We start from the raw sequence: 19,572 nt of genomic DNA on the forward strand, positions 1-19,572 counted from the left end.
ATAGAAATATTATAAATATTTTAGGAGGTTTTCTATGAACATCTATACACTACTACAAACAAAGACAGACTTTACATCAAGTGAAAAGATTATTGCGGAATATATTCTAGAGAATCCTGAGAAAGTAATTCATATGTCTGCCCAGGAAATAAGTGAAGCATGTTTTGTTTCTGTGACTTCTATATATCGCTTAGCAACTAAATGCGACACATCAGGATTATCTGATTTAAAAGTAAAACTATCATCTTCATTACCTGAATATAGAAAGATAGATGAGACATTTGATTTTGATTATCCAATCAAGAAATATCAAACACATCATGAAATGATTGAATTATTAAAAGAAGACTATAATCAAACAATACTAGAAACAAGTCACCTCTTTGATTTAGATACATTACAGGGTATTGTGCAGTTAATGGATTCTTCTCAACAGATTGATATTTATACTTCGGCAGGTCATTTATTCTTTGCGAAGAATTTTAGTTTTCAGATGTTGGAGATAGGAAAACAGGTTAATGTCCCTTCAGAAGAATATCAATCACAATTACTTGCTGCATCAAGTGATTCTTCTCACCTTGCAATAGTCATTACCTTTAATGGACGTGGGATGTTATCAGAAAAGATTCCTTCTATTTTACATAAGAATCATGTCCCTACTATACTGATTTCTTCTACTGAATATCATCCTGAATTCAAGTATTGTGATTATCAATTGTTCTTAAGTTCAAAGGAGAATCACTATAAGAAAATATCTTCCTATAGTACAAGATTAAGTCTATTATTTATATTAGATATTCTTTATACAGCATATTTCAAGAGACATTATGAAGAGAATATTGAAAAGAAGACAGAGTACTATAAGAAAATGACGGGGGAATAGATATGGATATACGTGCTATTGTATGTGATGTCGATGGAACATTACTAACTAGTAAACAGGTTGTAGATGAAAGAACTGTTTCATCTATTAAGAAAGCAAGAAGTAAAGGAATATTATTTGGAATATGTACAGGTAGAGATGCAGATAGTGTAAGAAATCATATAAAATCATGGGGTATTGAAGGATGTATTGATTTTGTAGTGGGTTCTGGAGGTTCTGAGATTGATGATTATATTCTTAATATATATCAAGAGAATCATACTTTAAGTCCTGAATTAATTAAAGAAATCATAAATCATTACAAAGATATGGATTGTAACTTTACAATCTGTCATGAGGGTATTCTATATGCACCTAAGGATGACGACTATATTAGAGATATGGCTGAGGGTGATGGGATTGAATATAGAGTTGTTGATTTTGATACGTTCTTAACACGTCCTTATCGTAAATTAATGATTATTTGTGATCCAAGCTATATGCCACAGATTGTGGAACGTTCCAAATCATTTAAAAATAAAGAATATAAAGCGTCTGCCTTAGTGACTACTAGTTTCTTATATGAATATATGGATCCTCATGTGTCTAAGTCTAATGGTTTAAAAGAAGCTTTAGCTCTTCATAATATTTCTTTATCTCAATGTATGGCTTTTGGTGATGAAGATAATGATATAGATATGTTGAAAGAAGCAGGTATTGGTGTTGTGATGGAAAATGGTTCTATTCACGCGAAAGATGCAGCTGACTATATCACAAAAGATAGAGATTCTAATGGAATAGGATTGTTTATTGAAAAGTTTGTATAAGCTTTTTTATCATTTTTTGAGCGTTTTTTAAGAAAAATGATATAATGTGAGATGGTTAAGAAAGGAGTCAATAAAATGGCAAAAGTTGATATTATTTCTGGATTCTTAGGTGCTGGTAAAACAACACTTATTAAAAAATTATTAAATGAATCTTTAAAAGATGAAAAGTTAGTACTCATTGAAAATGAGTTTGGTGAAATTGGAATTGATGGTGGTTTTATGCGTGATGCAGGTATTACTGTCAATGAATTGAGTCAGGGTTGTATTTGTTGTTCACTTGCAGGTGATTTTGAAACAGCTTTAAAGGAAGTTGTAGATACATATCATCCTGATCGTATTATTATTGAACCAACAGGTGTTGGTAAGTTATCTGATATTATTGCGGCTGTGCAGAAGGTACATGGTGCTGATTTAACACTTGATCGTTTCTTTACTGTAGTAGATGCAAAGAAATGTAAGATGTATCATAAGAACTTTGGTGAGTTCTTTAATAACCAAATTGGTGCAGCAAGCTGTGTAATCTTAAGCCGTTCACAGGATGTGTCTGAAGAAAAGATTGCGGAATGTTTAGATATTATTAGAGAATTAAATCCTCATGCACCAGTTGTTACTACTCCATGGGATCAGATTACAGGTGAAATGATTCTTGAAGCAAGTAATCATAAGGATGCTTTAGAAAAGGCATTGATTGCGGCTGAAAAGGAACATCAGGAAAGTGTTCATGGACATCATCATGAACATCATCATCACCATGATCATGACCATGAATGTGAATGTGGTCATCATCACGATCATGAACATCATCACCATGATGGAGACAGCACATTATACTATGATGAAGAAGATATGCATGATGCAGATGAAGTATTCAATAGTATTGGTATTGAAACAGCCCATCCATTTACTAAAGAAGAACTTGATGATAAGTTAAAGACTTTAAGTACTGATGAATCTTTAGGTCATATTCTTCGTTCTAAGGGTATTGTGAAGGGTACTGATGGTAAGTGGTTTGAGTTTGACTTTGTAAGTGGTGATTATGAAATCCGTGAATGTACACCAGATGTTGGTGGAAGAATGTGTGTGATTGGTGAAAAGCTTGATGCACATAAAATCTATGATTTAATGAAAGGTTAATGTATGGATAATTTAGAAACAAGAATTTATCTATTTACTGGCTTTTTAGAAAGTGGTAAAACAACATTTATCAACGATACTATTATTAATACTGACTTCTGTGATTATGAGACATCTGTGCTTATTGTGACAGAAGAAGGTGAAGTAGAATATAATGAAGCAGCGATTAAGGAACATAACTGTGAAATCGTTTATGTAGAGAATGAGGAAGACTTGACTGCCGACTTCTTTAAGGATTTAAAGGAGAAATATCGTCCTACACAGGTTCTTGTAGAATTTAATGGTATGTGGAATGTAGATCAATTTGTAGAATCACCATTCCCTGAAAACTGGGATGTTGTACAGATTCTAACTACTATCAATGCCTCTACTTTCCAGCTTTATGTGAATAACATGCGTGCACTCTTATTCCAACATTGTGCTAAGAGTGACTTAGTCATCTTTAACCGTATTGAAGATGGTATGAAGAAGTCTACTTTAAGAAACAACATCAAGGCAATGAATCCTGTATGTCAGATCATCTATGAAAATAAAGATGGTTCTGTAAATACTATGCAGGATGATGAATTACCATATGATTATACACAGGATCATTTAGAAGTTGCTGATCATGATTTTGGTATCTTCTGTTATGATGCGATGGAACATCCAGAACGTTATGATCAAAAGACAATCAAGATCAAAGGTAAATTCATAGGTCGTGATAAAGTGATTCCTAATGGTTTTATTCTTGGTCGTTATGCAATGGTATGCTGTGAACAGGATACTTCATTAATTGGTATGCTTTGTGTAAGTGAATATGCGTCTAAATTCATACCTAATGAATGGCTTCTATTAGAAGGTCATACACATGTTGAATATGATCCATCTATGAATGCGAATATCTGTGTTCTTGATGTAGATCATATTGAAGGGGCTAAACCTTTAGATAACGAATATGTCACATTTGATTAATCCAGGATAATTTTCCTGGATTTTTTTCGTATTATAAAACTAGATATTACGTATAGTAAATAGTACTACTTCACACATTCCATGTATTTAACTAAAGTCATTAATTCTATTCCCAAAAGACCATAAAAATCATTTAAATGCGTCATAAAAAATCAATCACGTAAGCCTCTAAATTAGAGAGCGTCCTAACATAATTTATTATGCACTATTGTTTTAGGAATGTATTTTTTAGAACTATGTAATAGTTCTTTAGGAGCAGCTCATAAACCATGTTGTTTTCAAATGATTTTTAGCGGTAATAGAAAAGGTGTCTGCCATTTTATAGCAAACACCCTTTCTTAATGACACGAAGGTATTAGTTTTCTTTATCTTAATACCATTGCCTATTTTACTTAAGGAAGCATATCATGAGTATCATTGTGATATTTTTACTGCGTAATATTATCATCTAAAGCAGCATTTTACTTAAAAAGAGCGATTTCATTTAATACATAAGTTAAATTCTAGAATTACTTATGCTTATTTAAGATTAAAAAACCAAATATGATAATAAGCGCAATAATAACAATGCAACAAGCAAGAATATAATCAAGGACAATAACATGATTAAGTTCTGGTTGAGCCAAATAAGTATTACTAAGCAATGAATTAATAATAAAAACCATTAGATAAGATAAAAGAATTGAGACAATAATTTTGATAATCATTTTATTTTTCATTGTACTATTTCCTCCCGTTAAAAATATTTAGTACCGATAATTTTATTATAATATATTAATATAGAAAATTATAGACTTTTTATACTATAGTTATTAATGTAAAATGTAAGTAAGAAAATAGATTTAAAAAGAATGGAGGGAATTTTATGAAAGCTAAATCTATTAAAATCTTATTATCATTATTTGTGTGCATGTTTGTAATTCCAATGTCCCCAGTTTCAGCATTAGAAGATGAAGATTTATTAAATACTGTAGCAGTAAAGGAACAACATTATGAAACAAGTGAATATGGTGCCATTGTAAATTCTTTAGAAAAATCATATTCAAAAGGTGCAAGAATCAATTCGCCGGAAGTAACTAAAATACTAGAGAAAAGAAAAGAATATCATGATTATATTTATAAATTATGAATAACTTTCTGTTAACGAGTTAGCTGAAATGACATTTAATGATGAACAAATATATGCAATAAAAAATTTTGATGGAAGTGATGAAATGGCTACTCGTGCATCAGCTACTGTATCTGCTACCTTAAAATTAAAAAAATTTAATTACACTGCTTCAGATAATAGAACACATGCATCAGCAACATTTAGTGGCAGTTGGACAGGGACACCATTATTTAAACAGCAAGATACTATCGGAATTGGTATGATAGGTTCTTTATCCAGATTTGTTAAAAAAAGTTCTTCAAATGCGATTACACAGTATGATGGTTCTGTAGTGCGTAATACTTATGGAGAATACAATTCATCAGCAGGTCAAACCTACAAATTCGGAATATGTGATGCGAACGCAAGAATTTTTAAAAGATTCACTATGACATATACCGCTGATGCTGATGGCAAAAATACTCTAATGGATTATGGAGCAGCCTATGTTCATTTTTATGACAGATTTAATGTTTCAGGTTTAAGTATTGGTGTAAGTGGTTCTGGCGCAAATATTGGTATAAGTTTTAATATTACTAAAAATGGCGATTTTGAATGGAAAAAAGTATATCCTCAAAGATCTTATATCTAATTATATACAGATATTAAGACTGACTTTTTGTCAGTCTCAGATTGTTGACAAACTCGACTTTTTGCTTTAGTTTGTGTCGAACAAATAGTGTATATTATATCACCTTATGATACAAACATTAGATCCTATGGCTTAGTGATTATTGGACTGATTATTATCTTTGGTCTTCTAATCCTTAAAAAACTGGATGACCTAAAACACAAATAATATTCTTAAGAAAGGGGAGCTTTCCCCTTTTTTATTGATTTAATGCGTATTTTTTCGTATAATATCCAAGGTTATCGAGGTAATAAAATGAAAAATTTTTGGTATGAATGTAAACACGTATGTAAACAGACAGGCGCAAGATATGGGATTCTTCATACACCACATGGTGATGTAGAAACACCTATGTTCATGCCTGTAGGAACACTGGCAACAGTAAAAGGTATTTCTCCTGAACAGCTTAAAGAAATGGGCTCTCAGGTTGTACTTGCGAATACTTATCATTTATGGTTAAGACCAGGAAGTGATATTGTAAGAGATGCAGGAGGGCTTCATCAGTTCATGAACTATGATGGGCCTATTCTTACAGACTCTGGAGGATTCCAGGTATTCTCATTAGGTAAGACACGTAAGATTGAAGAAGAGGGTGTTACCTTCAAGAGTATTGTGGATGGTTCTAAGTTATTCTTATCTCCTGAAAAGTCTATCGCAATTCAGGAAGATCTAGGGGCTGATATTATTATGAGTTTTGATGAATGTGCACCTTATCCATGTACTCATGATTATATGAAGAACTCTGTAGAAAGAACATTAAGATGGGCTAAGAGAGGTCAGGACGCGCATAAGAGAGAAGACCAGGCTTTATTTGGTATTGTCCAGGGTGGTGAGTTTGCGGATTTACGTGAACTAAGTGCTAAGACTTTAGTTGATATGGATTTCCCTGGTTATTCTATTGGTGGTACTTCTGTAGGCGAACCTAAACCAATCATGTATAAAATGATTGAAGATAGTGTTAAGTGGTTACCTGAAGATAAGCCTAGATATTTAATGGGTGTAGGTAATCCTATTGATTTAATTGAAGGTGCTATGAGAGGTATTGATATGTTTGACTGTGTACTTCCTACACGTGTCGCAAGACATGGTGCACTTATGACACATCACGGACGTATGAATATCAATAATGAAAAGTACAAACGTGACTTTACTCCTATTGATGATAAGTGTCATTGTTATGCATGTAGAAATTATACAAGAGCTTATTTAAGACATCTTCACAAGTGTGATGAAATCTTTGGTAAGTCTTTATTATCTATTCACAATGTTGCATTCTTATTAGATCTTGCAGCAGATATTAGAAAAGCAATTCAAGAAGACCGTTTAGCTGATTTTAAGGAAGAATTCTTAGATCAGTATGGTCGTGATGTTTATGAAAGGGCGTTTTAGTTTTATGGATATTGAATTATTTGATTATGATCTTCCAGAAGAATTAATTGCACAGACACCATTAAAGAAACGTGATACTTCACGTTTAATGGTTCTAGATAAAGAAACAGGAGATGTTGAACATAAACATTTCTATGATATTCTCGATTATCTAAAGCCTGGTGATGTGCTTGTAAGAAATAATACAAAGGTTATTCCAGCACGTCTTTATGGTCTTAAGGAAGAAACTGGTGGACATGTAGAAGTTCTTTTATTAAAAGATCTTCATGATGATTTATGGGAATGTTTAGTAGGTAATGCGAAGATTGTAAAGCTTGGTACTGTGATCACTTTTGGTGATGGGCGTTTAAAGGCTCAATGTACTGAAATCAGAGAAGAAGGTATTCGTATCTTCAAGATGATTTATGATGGAATTTTCTATGAAATTCTTGATCAGTTAGGTATTATGCCTTTACCACCATATATTAAAGAAAAGTTAAATGACCCTGATCGTTATCAGACAGTCTATGCAAAGGTAGAAGGTAGTGCAGCTGCCCCTACTGCAGGCTTACATTTTACTGAAGAATTACTTCAGAAAGTAAGAGAAAAAGGGGTTGAAATCCTAGATGTGACTTTACATGTTGGTTTAGGTACATTTAGACCTGTTAAGGTAGAAAATGTATTAGAACATCATATGCATAGTGAATATTATGAAATCAGTGAAGAAGTAGCTGAAAAATTAAATCAGGCTAAAAAAGAAGGTAGACGTATTATTGCGGTGGGTACTACTTCTTGTCGTACACTAGAAGCCAACCATTCTAAATATGGATGTTTCAAAGCAACTCATGAAAATACCAATATCTTTATTTATCCTGGTTATACATTTACTGGTATTGATGCATTGATCACAAACTTCCATCTTCCTAAGTCTACATTAGTGATGCTTGTAAGTGCTCTTGCAGGTAGAGAACATATCTTAAATGCCTATAAGATTGCAGTAAATGAGAAGTATCGTTTCTTCTCATTTGGTGATGCAATGTTTATTCACTAATGAAACAGAATTATCGCTTAGTGATGTTGGAGACTCTTAAACATTTAGAAGGACGTCCAAAGTTATTGCTTCATGCATGCTGTGGTCCTTGTTCTTCTAATGTAATTAAGGAGTTATGTCAGTACTTTGATATTACTATTTATTATACAAATAGTAATATCTACCCTGCTGATGAGTATCATCGTCGTGAATCTGAATTAGAAAGATTTGTGAAAGAGTTCAATGAGTTAGAGAACCAGAATGTACAAGTGGTAGAAGATACCTATGATCCTGAAGAATATTTGACGCATATTGCGCCATATAAGGATACTGGGGAAAAGGGCTACCGCTGTTATGTGTGTTATAAAGTAAGAATGGAGAAAGCAAGAGATTATGCTAGAATGCATGGTTTTGATTATTGGACAACTGTGTTGTCTGTTTCTCCTCATAAGAATAGCCAATGGATCAATGAGATTGGTGATGATTTAGATCTAGAAACACCAAAATTCCTTCATAGTGATTTTAAGAAGGATAATGGTTATTTAAAATCAACACGTATGAGTGATGAATATCATATGTATAGACAAAATTACTGTGGCTGTGTTTATAGCTATCAGGAGATGCTTGAAAGAGAAAAAACAGACCTCTAATGAGATCTGTTTTTTAAGTTATCTAAGAATAGTTTAATCTTCTCGGTCGCTATTTTTAATTCTTCTAATGAGTATGCATAAGAGACACGGATAAATCCTTCTCCTGCATCACCAAAGGCATTACCTGGTACACAGGCTACCTTCTGATCATTTAATAATTGTTCACAGAATTCTTCAGATGTAAGTCCTGTAGAACGGATACATGGGAATACATAGAAAGCTCCCATTGGGTTAAATGTATGAAGTCCCATATCATTAAATGTTTTTACAAGGAAGTTTCTACGTGAGAGATAAGAAGCTCTCATTTCTTCTACTTCTTTGTCACAATGTCTAAGTCCATCTAATGCACCATATTGTGCACCAGTAGGTGCTGACATGATAATATACTGATGAATCTTACACATTGCCTTAGAGAGTACTGGGTTTGCAAGGACATAACCAAGTCTCCATCCAGTCATAGCATAAGCCTTAGAGAAACCATTGATGACAACAATCTGATCTCTGATTTCTGGGAATGAAGCTAATGTGCAGAATGGTTCTTCATAACTTAATTCTGCATAGATTTCATCTGATATAACGATAATACCTGATTCTTTAATAATAGGTACTAGTTTTTCATAGTCTTCTCTTGTCATTGCCCCACCAGTTGGGTTTGAAGGGAAATTGATCAACATAACCTTTGTCTTTGGTGTAATAGCTGCTTTAAGCTTTTCAGGTGTTAACTTGAATTCATCTTTTTCTTCTAGATGAATTCTTACAGGTACTCCTCCTGAAAGAATAACACTTGGTTCATAAGCAACATATCCTGGGTCTAAGATAATCATTTCATCACCTGGATTCATTAAGGCTCTTACTGCGATATCGATACCTTCTGAACCACCTACAGTCACAATGATTTCCTTTTCAGGATCATAATGTACACCAAAACGACGATAATAATAATTACTAATTTCCTGACGTAATTCTAATAAACCTCTATTGGCTGTATAGAAAGTACGTCCTTTTTCAATTGAATAGATTGCAGCTTCTCTAATCTTCCAAGGTGTCGCAAAATCAGGTTCCCCTACACCTAATGAAATAACACCTTCCATCTGGTTCGCAAGATCAAAGAACTTACGAATACCACTTGGTTTAATAGTTTGTGCTGCAGTACTTAATTTCTTCTCATAATCCATTTTATGGAGTCACCACCAGTCGCGTATTTTTACCATCTTCATCATCTACTAGGACATGTCCATCTGTCTTATATGGCTTTAACACAAATGTTGTTTTTGTTCCTGTAACACCAGGAATACATGCCAATTTAGATGCAACAAAGTGCGCGACTTCCTGCATAGTACGACCCTTTACAATGCACATAAAATCATAATCACCAGATAATAAATACATTGTTTCAATTTCTTCGTACTTATAAATGTGTGATGCAATACGATCATAACCATATTCTCTTTCAGGAATAGCATTAATCTCAATCATCGCAGTCACAAGTTCAGTATTTGTCTTGTCCCAGTTGACAATAGTATGGTAACCACAAATAATCTTCTCTTTTTCTAGTCTATTTAATCTTTCTACAATGCTGTCTTTAGATTCTGCTAGCGCGGCGGCTAGGTCAGAAACCTTATATCTTGCATTTTTCTGTAATAATTGAATTAAAAGACCATCACTCATAGATAAAAGTTCCTTATTATCCAACCTTTTGTCCTCCTTTGACTATTTTACAATTATTTTATAATATTGAAACTCATTAGTAAATAGAGAATAATTGTGATAAAATATTTTCATATGGAGGTGTTCTATGAAAACGTTTTATGTTGCAAGCTACGGTAAAGGTGACGATAAAGGAATCTATATCGTTTCTTTTAATGAAGAAACATTGGAATTAAAAAAAATACAACAGATATTAACTCAGGATTTTCCATCATATCTGATTGCGAAGAATAAAGAACTTTATGTATCTTATAAGAATGCGAGATCTAATAATGAAGGTGGAGGATTAGGAAGTTTTAGTATTCATAAGAATGAATTGATTCTTAATAACAATTATTCTTCTTCTGGTAGAAGTTATACACATTTATGTATTTCTGATGATAATAAGTATATCTTTGCTGCAAACTATCATGTTGGTGCAACAGCTGCTTATAAGCTAGAAAATTATCGTATTGATCATAAGATTGGGGCTGTGAGACATACTGGTATGGGTCCTGATTTATTAAAGAGACAGACTGCACCTCATGTACATAATGTTGGTTTTACACCTGACAGACGTTTCTTATATGCTGTAGATTTAGGTGCTGATAAGATTGTGATGTACAATTATAAAGATGGTGTTCTTAAAGAGAATACAGATTATACAGTAAATGTTGTACCTGGTTCTGGTCCTAGACATTTGATTTTCTCACAAGATGGGCGTTATGGTTATCTCATTAATGAGATTGCGAATAAGATCATGGTCTTTAAGTATAATGAGGGTCGTATGAGTTTAGTTCAGGCTATTCATTGTATTCCACGTCATTTCAAGGGATTTAATGCAGCTGCAGCCATTCATCTTACAAGAAGTGGAGAACATCTACTTGTATCTAATAGAGGTCATAATTCTATTGCGTTATATAGAGTCAATAAAGAGAATGGTAAGATTTCTTTACTTTATATGGTACATACAGGTAAAGAACCAAGAGACTTCAATATTATTGATGATAAGTATGTTATTGTAGGGGCTCAGGAAGATAATAAGTTACAAGTTCTAACTTTTGATGAAGAGAATGAAAAGCTACTGATGACAGATTCTGAATTGGAAATTCCTGCACCTGTATGCGTATGTGTTGAAGATTGAGCTTAGCTCAATCTTTTTTTGTACTTAAAATTCTTTATCGATCTTATTCAAGATCAAGATTCCAAATAGGATGATCAGGAAAATAGTGAAAACTTCTACTTCTTTGTCACAACAGCATATCCATTTTGTCACAAAACCAGTTAATGGTAAACCTACATAGATTGCAACAAAAAATGATGCAACAACTTCTCACATTATAATAAGTGCTTTCTTCATAGTTCCTACTTTCAATATACCTGAATATATCTTTCATTTTAACTATATATAACTCATCAAAAAAACAATATGATATACATAATTGATTCAATATTAAGTAATTTAAAAGTTTCTTGAGAATAAATATATAGGAGGTTCCCTATGGAAGAATTGATGAGAAATTTATATTTATTCTTAAGAGAAGCAGAGAGAGGTGATGTATTAAGAATACATGTAACTGAGACAAATGAATGTTATGAATTCACTTATGATGAAGTCATGGACATTGTATTCCATAATAGAATTCCAGAAAGGCTTAAAAAAGAAGTAGGTCCTACTAATTAGGATCTACTTCTTTACTTTTATGGTGATGATGACTTCATCATCTGTTTCATCGATATTTTCTTCTACATCAGTTCCAGCATCAGTGACCATCTTCACTGCCTGATTGATTGTATTGAGGGCGATTTTAACACTTTTAGAGAATGTACGTACACGTGGTTTTTCTTTTTTAGGTGCTAATAGTTTCGCAATTCTTTTTTCTGTTTCATCGACAGTCAAGTTATGTTCAAGAATCTCCTTCAACATATTATTTTGTTGTGCTGTATCTTCTAGTTTTAATAAAGCACGGGCATGTCTTTCAGAGATTTCTTTTTTCTTAACTGATTCCTGTACTGTCATAGGAAGTTTTAAGAGTCTAAGTTTATTGGCTACTGTAGACTGTTTTTTACCTACTTTTTCAGCTAACTGAGCTTGTGTTAAACCCTGTGTATCTAGAATCTGCTGGTAAGCTAAGGCTTCTTCTATTGCTGAAAGATTTTCTCTTTGAATATTTTCTACTAATGCCGCGTTAGCTGTCTGATTGTCATCGAGTTCCTGAATGATACATGGCACTTCTGTAATACCTGCTAGTTTACAAGCACGGTATCTTCTTTCTCCTACAACAATCTGATATTTACCTTCATATTCTCTGACTACAATAGGCTGTAAAAGACCATTCTGCATAATAGATTCAGCGAGTTCCTGGATCTTCTCATCTTCAAAATGAGTTCTTGGCTGTTCCTTATTCGCAACAATATCATTGATATCTAAGAAACAATAAGCATCTTTAATAACGTTCTTTTTCTTTCTATAAAGGCTTCTTCTTAATTTGTCCATAGTTTCTTGGGTACTTTGCAGGTGTTGATTTCACTTTCTTGATCACGATGTTATGACGATGATCATTCTGATCACTTAAAGTAAAAGTAAAATCATCCATCACTTCTCCTCCAAGTACCTTTATGCCTCCCTTCGCTTCTTTTAATTCTTCAGGGGCTTTGAGTCCTTTTAATGAAAGGAAATAACCATCTTTCTTCACTAATGGGAGACAAAGTTCATCTAAGATATTTAATCTTGCAACTGCACGTGCCATGACAATATCAAATGATTCACGATGATCTTTACAGAAATCTTCAGCACGTGATGCAACTGCTTGAATATGATCTAATTCTAATTCTTTAAATAAATGATTCAAGAATGTAATTCTCTTATTCAAAGAATCTACAATAGTGACATTTAATTCTGGATAAACGATTTTAAGTGGAACTGAAGGGAATCCAGCACCTGCACCTACATCACAGATTGTTTGATTAGAGAATGGGAAATCAAACGCAATTGTAAGAGAATCATAGAAGTGTTTTAAATAAACACCTTCACGATCTGTAATAGCGGTTAAGTTCATCTTCTCATTCCATTCTACAAGTATTTCATAATACTTTTCAAACTGTTCAATCTGTTTCTCTGAAAGCACAATGCCTTTTTCTTCTAAGCTCACAATAAATTCTTGTTGTGTCATATTAATCTCCGTATTGTGTTTTTAAGTGAATAAGTAAAACAGAAATATCTGCAGGATTAATACCAGAAATACGTGTTGCCTGACCAATAGTTACAGGTCTGACCTTCTTTAGTTTCTGTCTTGCTTCTAATGATAAGTTTAATACATCATCATAGTCTAAGTCAGCAGGAATCTGCTTTTCTTCCATATTCTTTACTTTTTCTACTTGTCTTAATGTTTTTTCAATATATCCCTTATATTTAATAAGAATAGTAACTCTTCTCATTTCTTCTTCAGTTAAATCAACATGTTCAATATAAGGTAATAAGTCTTCATAGACTAATTCTGGTCTTTGAAGAATGGCACGGGCAGTTACACCTTCTTTTAAACGTGTTGAACCCTTCTCTTCTAAGAGGTCATTGATTTCACTCTTAGGTGAGAAATGAATGGTATCTAGACGTTCTATTTCAGCATGGATACGATTCATTTTATCTAGATAAAGTGAATAGACTTCATCATTTACAAGACCTGCATCATGGCCATATTTTCTTAATCTTTCATCCGCATTATCATGTCTTAATAATAATCTATATTCAGCACGACTTGTTAACATACGATATGGTTCTTTAGTACCTTTAGTCACTAAGTCATCAATCAATACACCAATATAAGCTTCATCACGTTTCAAGATTAAAGGTTTATCACCTTTTACTTTCTTAGAGGCATTAATACCTGCAATAAGTCCCTGTCCTGCTGCTTCTTCATAACCTGAAGTCCCATTGATCTGACCTGCAGTAAAGAGATTCTTTAAGACCTTTGTTTCTAGACTAGGCCATAACTGTAATGGATCAATCGCATCATATTCAATCGCATAGGCATATTTTAAAATAGTACAGTTTTCAAGACCTGGTAATGAATGCACCATTTTTTCCTGAATATCATGAGGCATAGATGTAGAGAATCCCTGTACATAAATGGTATTCATTTCCTTAGATTCTGGTTCTAAGAAGATCTGATGTCTTTCCTTATCTGCAAACTTAACAACCTTATCTTCAATAGAAGGGCAGTAACGTGGTCCAATACCTTTAATAAGCCCTGAGAACATCGCACACTTATCTAGATTATCTCTAATCAGCTTATGTGTTTCTTCTGTTGTATATGTTAAGTAACATACAGTCTGATCTTCTACTGGTGTGAAATGGGTTGTTTCATATGAGAATGAAAGTTTCGCATCTGTACCAGGCTGTACTGTTGTTTTTGAATAATCAATAGAATTAATTTCTACACGAGGTGGTGTACCTGTCTTCAATCTCTGGATTCTAAATCCATAATCCTTTAACTTACTTGATAAATATAAGCTTTCCTTCTGTTTGTCTGGTCCACTAGGAGTCTTAGAATGACCAACAAGGATTTCAGCCTTTAAATAAGTTCCTGTAGTAAGAATTGTCGTATGAGATTCATAACGTGTCCCATCTGCAAGAATAACACCCTTACACTCATCACCTTCTACAATCAAATCCTCTACCATGGCTTCTACAATATCAAGATTTTCCTGTTCCTTTAATACTTTCTGCATATAGCGTGGATAAGCTTTCTTATCTGCCTGTGCACGAAGAGACTGAACACCTGGACCTTTCGCAGTATTCAACATCTTCATCTGAAGGTAAGTCGCATCTGTAGTTTTACCCATCTGTCCCCCAAGTGCATCTATTTCTCTTACAATAATGCCCTTTGCAGGTCCTCCGATGGATGTATTACAAGGCATGCTTCCTGCATTAGAGAAGTTGCTTGTAATAAGTAATGTTTTATTTCCTGTTCTTGCACCAGCAAGACATGCTTCAATACCTGCATGGCCAGCACCTACAACTATAATATCGTACACTATAAACGACCTTCCTTTCTTATTTAATACGTGTCTATATTAACACATCAATTCGCGTTTGTCATTATACCACAAATGCATTATTATGGTGTAAAATTCAATCAAAAATGTTGGTGGTATGATATAATAAAAACGGTGATGAACGATGAAAGAAAGAGATATTTTAAAGATCTATAATAATTATTGTGTCATTGGGATGAGTCCTGATCCTAAAAAGTACAGTTATCAAATTTATCAGTGCTTAAAGAGTGCAGGGAAACATGTGTATGGTATATCTCCTAAGTATGACACAATAGACAATGACAAGATGTATACATCTCTGATGGATATAGAGTATCCTGTAGATGTTGTTGTTTTTGTCGTTAATAAGACAATTGGTATGACTTATATAAGAGAGATGAGAGAACTTGGTATTAAGTATGCCTGGATGCAGCCAGGCACTTACGATGAAGATTTACTTCATGCTTTTCATGATCAGGGAATAGAAACAATCGAGAATTGTGTATTACAGGTCATGAATAGTTAAATCAAATATAGATTCATGTAATGGGAAGGTGATATCGACTTGGATATCATCTTTTTTAGTCTCTTTAAGATCTACTGTACCTAATGTTTCCTTTCTATCTGAGATGACTTGATAGCCAAGATCATATTGTTGGGATAGAGAAAAACCAATAGAACTCATGATTACAGGATCACCCTGTAATTGAATCATTTTGTCTGTCTGTAATCTAAAGAAGTTCTGATAAGGAATCTGATCTATGCCAGTTTCCAATGCCTGTTCAACAGCCATAAAGAAATAAGAAGAGAACTTCCCATAAGGGAATCCTACAACATAAGGTGTGCCATACTTCTCTTTTAATAATTCTGCAATCTTTAATCCTTTCACTGATACTACAATATTCACATCTGCATAACCGGCCATATCAAGGGATGTATCATGATATAAGAACGTTGTAAGTACATTGTATTTCTGTTCAGTAAAGTAATCCTTTAATATTTCATAGACTTCTTCATCAAATAAATCTGGTGTTAAGCCTAATAGATTAATAGAAGTCACAGGCATCTGTAAGTTATATGAGATATCTGGTAGTTCTTCTACTAATGTGCATAATTCTTCTTCTGTATAATTCATATATGTACCTCATTTTTTATTCATTATATCATATTTTTTAGTTTGCACGAACTAACCCTAAGAGTATAATATGGTTAGATAACACTAACATAGGAGGAGATGTTATGAACTTTTTAGAGATCAAAAATTTAAAGAAATCTTTTGGACAGGGAGAGAGTCATATAGATGTATTAAAAGGGATTGATATGACTATTAATCAAAGGGAATTCTGCGTATTACTTGGTCCTTCAGGTTCTGGTAAATCTACACTACTTAATATTATTGGGGGTATTGATAGTTTAGATGAGGGAGAACTTATTATTAATAAACATCGTTTAAAGACAATGAAAGAGAAGGAATTAAGTCAATATAGACGTGATCATTTAGGTTATATATTCCAGATGTATAATTTAATTCCTAACTTAACAGTGAGAGAGAATATTGAAGTAGGTGCTTATTTAAGTAAGAAGCCTTTGGATATTGATGATTTATTACATACACTTGGTTTATATGAACATCAGAACAAATTACCTAATCAATTATCTGGTGGACAACAACAGCGTACTGCGATTGGACGTGCAGTTATAAAGAATCCAGATATTCTTCTTTGTGATGAACCGACTGGTGCGCTAGATTATCGTACATCACAGGATATATTACAGTTAATCTGTGATATTAATGAGAAATTTGGAAATACAATCATCATGGTGACACACAATGAAGCTATAAAATATATTGCGAATCATATCTTTGTATTACATGATGGAAGAATTAAAGAAGACTATATCAATACAGATCGCAAACGAGTCAATGAGGTGGATTGGTAATATGAAGAATCCATTAAATAAACGTTTTATACGTGAATTAAAAGAAGATTGGAGTAAGTATCTTGTCATCTTCTTATTGATGACAGGTATGATTGGTCTTGTATCTGGTTTTATTGTGGCGGATGAGAGTATGATCAAAGCTTATAATGAAAGTTTTGAGAAGTATACGATTGAAGATGGTCACTTTAATGTAGACAAAAAACTAAATAATCAGTCTTTGATTAATATTTCTAAAGCCGGTGTACATCTCTATGATCATTCTTATGTAGAAGAAACATTGATCAATGGAAATAAATTACGTATCTTTGCGACACCTCAAAGTGTAAATAAAGTATGTGTGATGAAAGGAAGACTTCCTCAAAATGATAAAGAAATTGCGATAGATCGCATGTATGCCGTCAATAACAAGTTATCTATCGGGGATACGATTAAAAGTAAAAATCATTCATTAAAGATCTGTGGTTTAGTGGCTTTACCTGATTATTCTGCATTATTTGAGAATAATAGTGATACGATGTTTGATGCCATCAAATTTGGTGTGGCTGTTGTGCAACCTTCTTTATTTAATCAATGGGATACAGCACATATGACTTATAGCTATTCATGGCTTTATACAAATAAACCAAAGAATGAAGAAAAGAAATCTGAATCATTCTTAAAGTTATTGAATAAAGAAGTACATCTAGAAGAATATATTCCTCAATATGAGAATCAGGCCATTCATTTTACTGGTGATGATATGGGTAGTGATGGCGTGATGGTCAGACTTCTCTTATATATCATGATTGTGATTATCGCATTTGTATTTGCGGTGACTATGACCAATACAATCCAGAAAGAATCTAATGTGATTGGGACATTACTGGCATCTGGTTATACAAAGAAAGAATTGATCAGTCATTATATGACACTTCCTATTATTGTGACACTTATGAGTGCCTTGATAGGTAATATTCTAGGTTATACCTATTTTAGAGTAACTATGGCGAATTTATATTATGCCAGTTATAGTTTAACGACTTATCAAACAGTATGGAGTACAAGTGCTTTTATTCAGACAACAATTATACCTGTCATACTCATGTTTATTATTAATCTCTTTATATTAAATAGACAGTTTTCTTTATCTCCTCTTAAGTTCTTAAGAAGAGATTTAAAGAGACATAAACAGTCCCATGTCATGCCTTTGTCCACACGTATTCCTTTTATTACACGTTTTAGAACACGTATTATTCTTCAAAATAAAGCTCATTATATTGTGATGTTTATCGGTTTAATGTTTGCGAATATGATTTTGTTATTTGGACTTGCAATGCCAGATATTATTAATTCATATGGAACCAATATTAAACAGAATATGTTTGCGGATTATCAATATATTCTTAAAGTACCAGCAAGCTTGCAGTCTAGTGAAAAGAGCTTTTCTAATATGATAGAAGCTTATACTTTCACAAAGGGAATAGAAACAGAAGAAAAGACAGCTGAGAAATTTAGTGCTTATAACTTAAAGATGGAAGACAATACCTTAGATACTGTAACTGTATATGGTGTAAAGAAGAATAGTCGTTATATTTCTATTAATGATGGTGTTTATGTATCAAGTGCTTATGCAGATAAATATCAGATTCATAAAGGTGATATCATTCACTTAAAGACAGAGTATACAAATAAGAAGTATACATTAAAGGTCAGTGGTGAATATAACTATCCAGGTGCGATTGCGATATTCATGAATCAGAAAAAAATGAATCAGTTATTTGATTTAGATGATGATTATTTTTCAGGTTATTTCTCAAAGAATCCTATTACCGATATGAATGAAAAGTATATAGGTACAACTATTGATTATGATTCACTAAGTAAAGTATCTCGACAATTGAATGTATCAATGGGAGGTATGGCTTATTTACTTTGTGGAATGGCTGTCATCATGTTTATTGTGCTTATTTATCTTCTTACAAAAACAATCATTGAAAAGAATGCGCAGTCTATTTCTATGACTAAGATTCTTGGTTATACCAATCATGAAGTAAGTTCTATTTATATTGTGTCGACATCTATTATTGTATCTCTGTTTATTCTTATCACTGTGCCATTAGATTATGCGATATTAAAGCCAATATTTGAGGCAATGATGAAGAAAGAGATGGCTGGATGGATGCCTTTAAATGTGAGTGCACTTACTTTCTTAAAAACAATTATTATTGGTTTTATCAGCTATTTTATAGTGATGTTGATTGAGTATAGAAAGATTAAAAAGATCCCAATGCAGGATGCATTGAAGAATATAGAGTAGGAGACACTA

At 32.9% G+C, this 19,572-nt stretch carries 21 protein-coding genes; 14 read left to right on the forward strand and 7 right to left on the reverse strand.

Features of this window, described 5'->3' with window-relative positions:
- The first annotated feature begins 34 nt into the window (after positions 1-34).
- From QZQ55_RS02260 to QZQ55_RS02275, 4 genes are all read left to right on the forward strand, one after another.
- Entirely contained in the window at positions 35-883 is an 849-nt protein-coding gene (locus QZQ55_RS02260; protein WP_295089394.1) for a MurR/RpiR family transcriptional regulator, read from the forward strand.
- A 2-nt stretch (positions 884-885) separates the two neighbouring features.
- Complete coding sequence (locus QZQ55_RS02265; protein ID WP_295089397.1) at positions 886-1,689, forward strand: HAD family hydrolase; 804 nt, start codon at positions 886-888, stop codon at positions 1,687-1,689.
- 75 nt (positions 1,690-1,764) lie between these two features.
- Positions 1,765-2,823, forward strand: a complete 1,059-nt coding sequence (locus QZQ55_RS02270; RefSeq protein WP_295089399.1) for a GTP-binding protein — start codon at positions 1,765-1,767, stop codon at positions 2,821-2,823.
- Between the two features lie 3 nt (positions 2,824-2,826).
- Positions 2,827-3,777 carry a GTP-binding protein gene (locus tag QZQ55_RS02275; RefSeq protein ID WP_295089401.1) on the forward strand — a complete coding sequence of 317 codons (951 nt, stop codon included), beginning with the start codon at positions 2,827-2,829 and terminating at the stop codon, positions 3,775-3,777.
- Positions 3,778-4,286: 509 nt separating this feature from the next.
- Here the strand turns inward: QZQ55_RS02275 and QZQ55_RS02280 are convergent.
- Positions 4,287-4,496, reverse strand: coding sequence for a hypothetical protein (locus tag QZQ55_RS02280; protein ID WP_295089404.1), 210 nt, complete (start codon positions 4,494-4,496; stop codon positions 4,287-4,289).
- Between the two features lie 146 nt (positions 4,497-4,642).
- Here QZQ55_RS02280 and QZQ55_RS02285 point away from each other — a divergent pair, with 146 nt between their 5' ends.
- The 5 genes from QZQ55_RS02285 (at position 4,643) to QZQ55_RS02305 (ending at position 8,606) form a co-directional block, all read left to right on the forward strand.
- Complete coding sequence (locus QZQ55_RS02285) at positions 4,643-4,906, forward strand: hypothetical protein (RefSeq protein ID WP_295089406.1); 264 nt, start codon at positions 4,643-4,645, stop codon at positions 4,904-4,906.
- 28 nt (positions 4,907-4,934) lie between these two features.
- Complete coding sequence (locus tag QZQ55_RS02290; RefSeq protein WP_295089409.1) at positions 4,935-5,519, forward strand: hypothetical protein; 585 nt, start codon at positions 4,935-4,937, stop codon at positions 5,517-5,519.
- A 294-nt stretch (positions 5,520-5,813) separates the two neighbouring features.
- Positions 5,814-6,947 (forward strand): tRNA guanosine(34) transglycosylase Tgt, encoded by a 1,134-nt coding sequence (gene tgt, locus QZQ55_RS02295; protein WP_295089412.1) that lies wholly within the window; start codon positions 5,814-5,816, stop codon positions 6,945-6,947.
- Positions 6,948-6,951: 4 nt separating this feature from the next.
- Positions 6,952-7,977 (forward strand): tRNA preQ1(34) S-adenosylmethionine ribosyltransferase-isomerase QueA, encoded by a 1,026-nt coding sequence (gene queA / locus QZQ55_RS02300; protein WP_221710561.1) that lies wholly within the window; start codon positions 6,952-6,954, stop codon positions 7,975-7,977.
- Positions 7,977-8,606 carry an epoxyqueuosine reductase QueH gene (locus tag QZQ55_RS02305; RefSeq protein ID WP_295089415.1) on the forward strand — a complete coding sequence of 210 codons (630 nt, stop codon included), beginning with the start codon at positions 7,977-7,979 and terminating at the stop codon, positions 8,604-8,606. The genes queA and QZQ55_RS02305 overlap by 1 nt, the downstream gene beginning before the upstream one ends.
- Here QZQ55_RS02305 and QZQ55_RS02310 read toward each other — a convergent pair.
- Complete coding sequence (locus QZQ55_RS02310; RefSeq protein WP_295089418.1) at positions 8,603-9,781, reverse strand: aminotransferase class I/II-fold pyridoxal phosphate-dependent enzyme; 1,179 nt, start codon at positions 9,779-9,781, stop codon at positions 8,603-8,605. The two genes, QZQ55_RS02305 and QZQ55_RS02310, sit on opposite strands and share 4 nt — an antisense overlap.
- A gap of 1 nt (position 9,782) precedes the next feature.
- Positions 9,783-10,274, reverse strand: coding sequence for an Lrp/AsnC family transcriptional regulator (locus QZQ55_RS02315; RefSeq protein WP_006506908.1), 492 nt, complete (start codon positions 10,272-10,274; stop codon positions 9,783-9,785).
- Positions 10,275-10,401: 127 nt separating this feature from the next.
- Between QZQ55_RS02315 and QZQ55_RS02320 the strand changes: the two genes are divergently transcribed.
- On the forward strand, positions 10,402-11,436 hold the full coding sequence (locus QZQ55_RS02320; protein WP_295089421.1) for a lactonase family protein: 1,035 nt from the start codon (positions 10,402-10,404) through the stop codon (positions 11,434-11,436).
- A 357-nt stretch (positions 11,437-11,793) separates the two neighbouring features.
- Positions 11,794-11,976 carry a hypothetical protein gene (locus QZQ55_RS02325; protein ID WP_295089424.1) on the forward strand — a complete coding sequence of 61 codons (183 nt, stop codon included), beginning with the start codon at positions 11,794-11,796 and terminating at the stop codon, positions 11,974-11,976.
- A gap of 3 nt (positions 11,977-11,979) precedes the next feature.
- Here QZQ55_RS02325 and noc read toward each other — a convergent pair whose 3' ends face one another.
- Genes noc through mnmG form a run of 3 tightly spaced genes read right to left on the reverse strand, consistent with a single transcriptional unit; the run spans position 11,980 to position 15,326 of the window.
- On the reverse strand, positions 11,980-12,789 hold the full coding sequence (noc, locus tag QZQ55_RS02330) for a nucleoid occlusion protein (RefSeq protein ID WP_295089427.1): 810 nt from the start codon (positions 12,787-12,789) through the stop codon (positions 11,980-11,982).
- Positions 12,761-13,465, reverse strand: a complete 705-nt coding sequence (gene rsmG, locus QZQ55_RS02335; protein ID WP_295089430.1) for a 16S rRNA (guanine(527)-N(7))-methyltransferase RsmG — start codon at positions 13,463-13,465, stop codon at positions 12,761-12,763. Before rsmG ends, noc begins: the two co-directional genes overlap by 29 nt.
- Before the next feature lies 1 nt (position 13,466).
- Positions 13,467-15,326, reverse strand: coding sequence for a tRNA uridine-5-carboxymethylaminomethyl(34) synthesis enzyme MnmG (gene mnmG / locus QZQ55_RS02340; protein ID WP_295089433.1), 1,860 nt, complete (start codon positions 15,324-15,326; stop codon positions 13,467-13,469).
- Between the two features lie 145 nt (positions 15,327-15,471).
- Between mnmG and QZQ55_RS02345 the strand changes: the two genes are divergently transcribed.
- Positions 15,472-15,852, forward strand: coding sequence for a CoA-binding protein (locus tag QZQ55_RS02345; protein ID WP_295089435.1), 381 nt, complete (start codon positions 15,472-15,474; stop codon positions 15,850-15,852).
- Here the strand turns inward: QZQ55_RS02345 and QZQ55_RS02350 are convergent.
- Positions 15,832-16,461 (reverse strand): hypothetical protein, encoded by a 630-nt coding sequence (locus QZQ55_RS02350; RefSeq protein ID WP_295089437.1) that lies wholly within the window; start codon positions 16,459-16,461, stop codon positions 15,832-15,834. The genes QZQ55_RS02345 and QZQ55_RS02350 overlap by 21 nt on opposite strands.
- Before the next feature lie 104 nt (positions 16,462-16,565).
- Here QZQ55_RS02350 and QZQ55_RS02355 point away from each other — a divergent pair, with 104 nt between their 5' ends.
- A complete protein-coding gene (locus QZQ55_RS02355; RefSeq protein ID WP_295089439.1) occupies positions 16,566-17,267 on the forward strand; it encodes an ABC transporter ATP-binding protein in 702 nt (233 codons plus the stop codon).
- Position 17,268: 1 nt separating this feature from the next.
- Positions 17,269-19,563 (forward strand): ABC transporter permease, encoded by a 2,295-nt coding sequence (locus QZQ55_RS02360; RefSeq protein ID WP_295089441.1) that lies wholly within the window; start codon positions 17,269-17,271, stop codon positions 19,561-19,563.
- Positions 19,564-19,572 lie beyond the last annotated feature (9 nt).

The organism is uncultured Catenibacterium sp., assembly GCF_900540665.1.
Lineage (GTDB): Bacteria > Bacillota_I > Bacilli_A > Erysipelotrichales > Coprobacillaceae > Catenibacterium.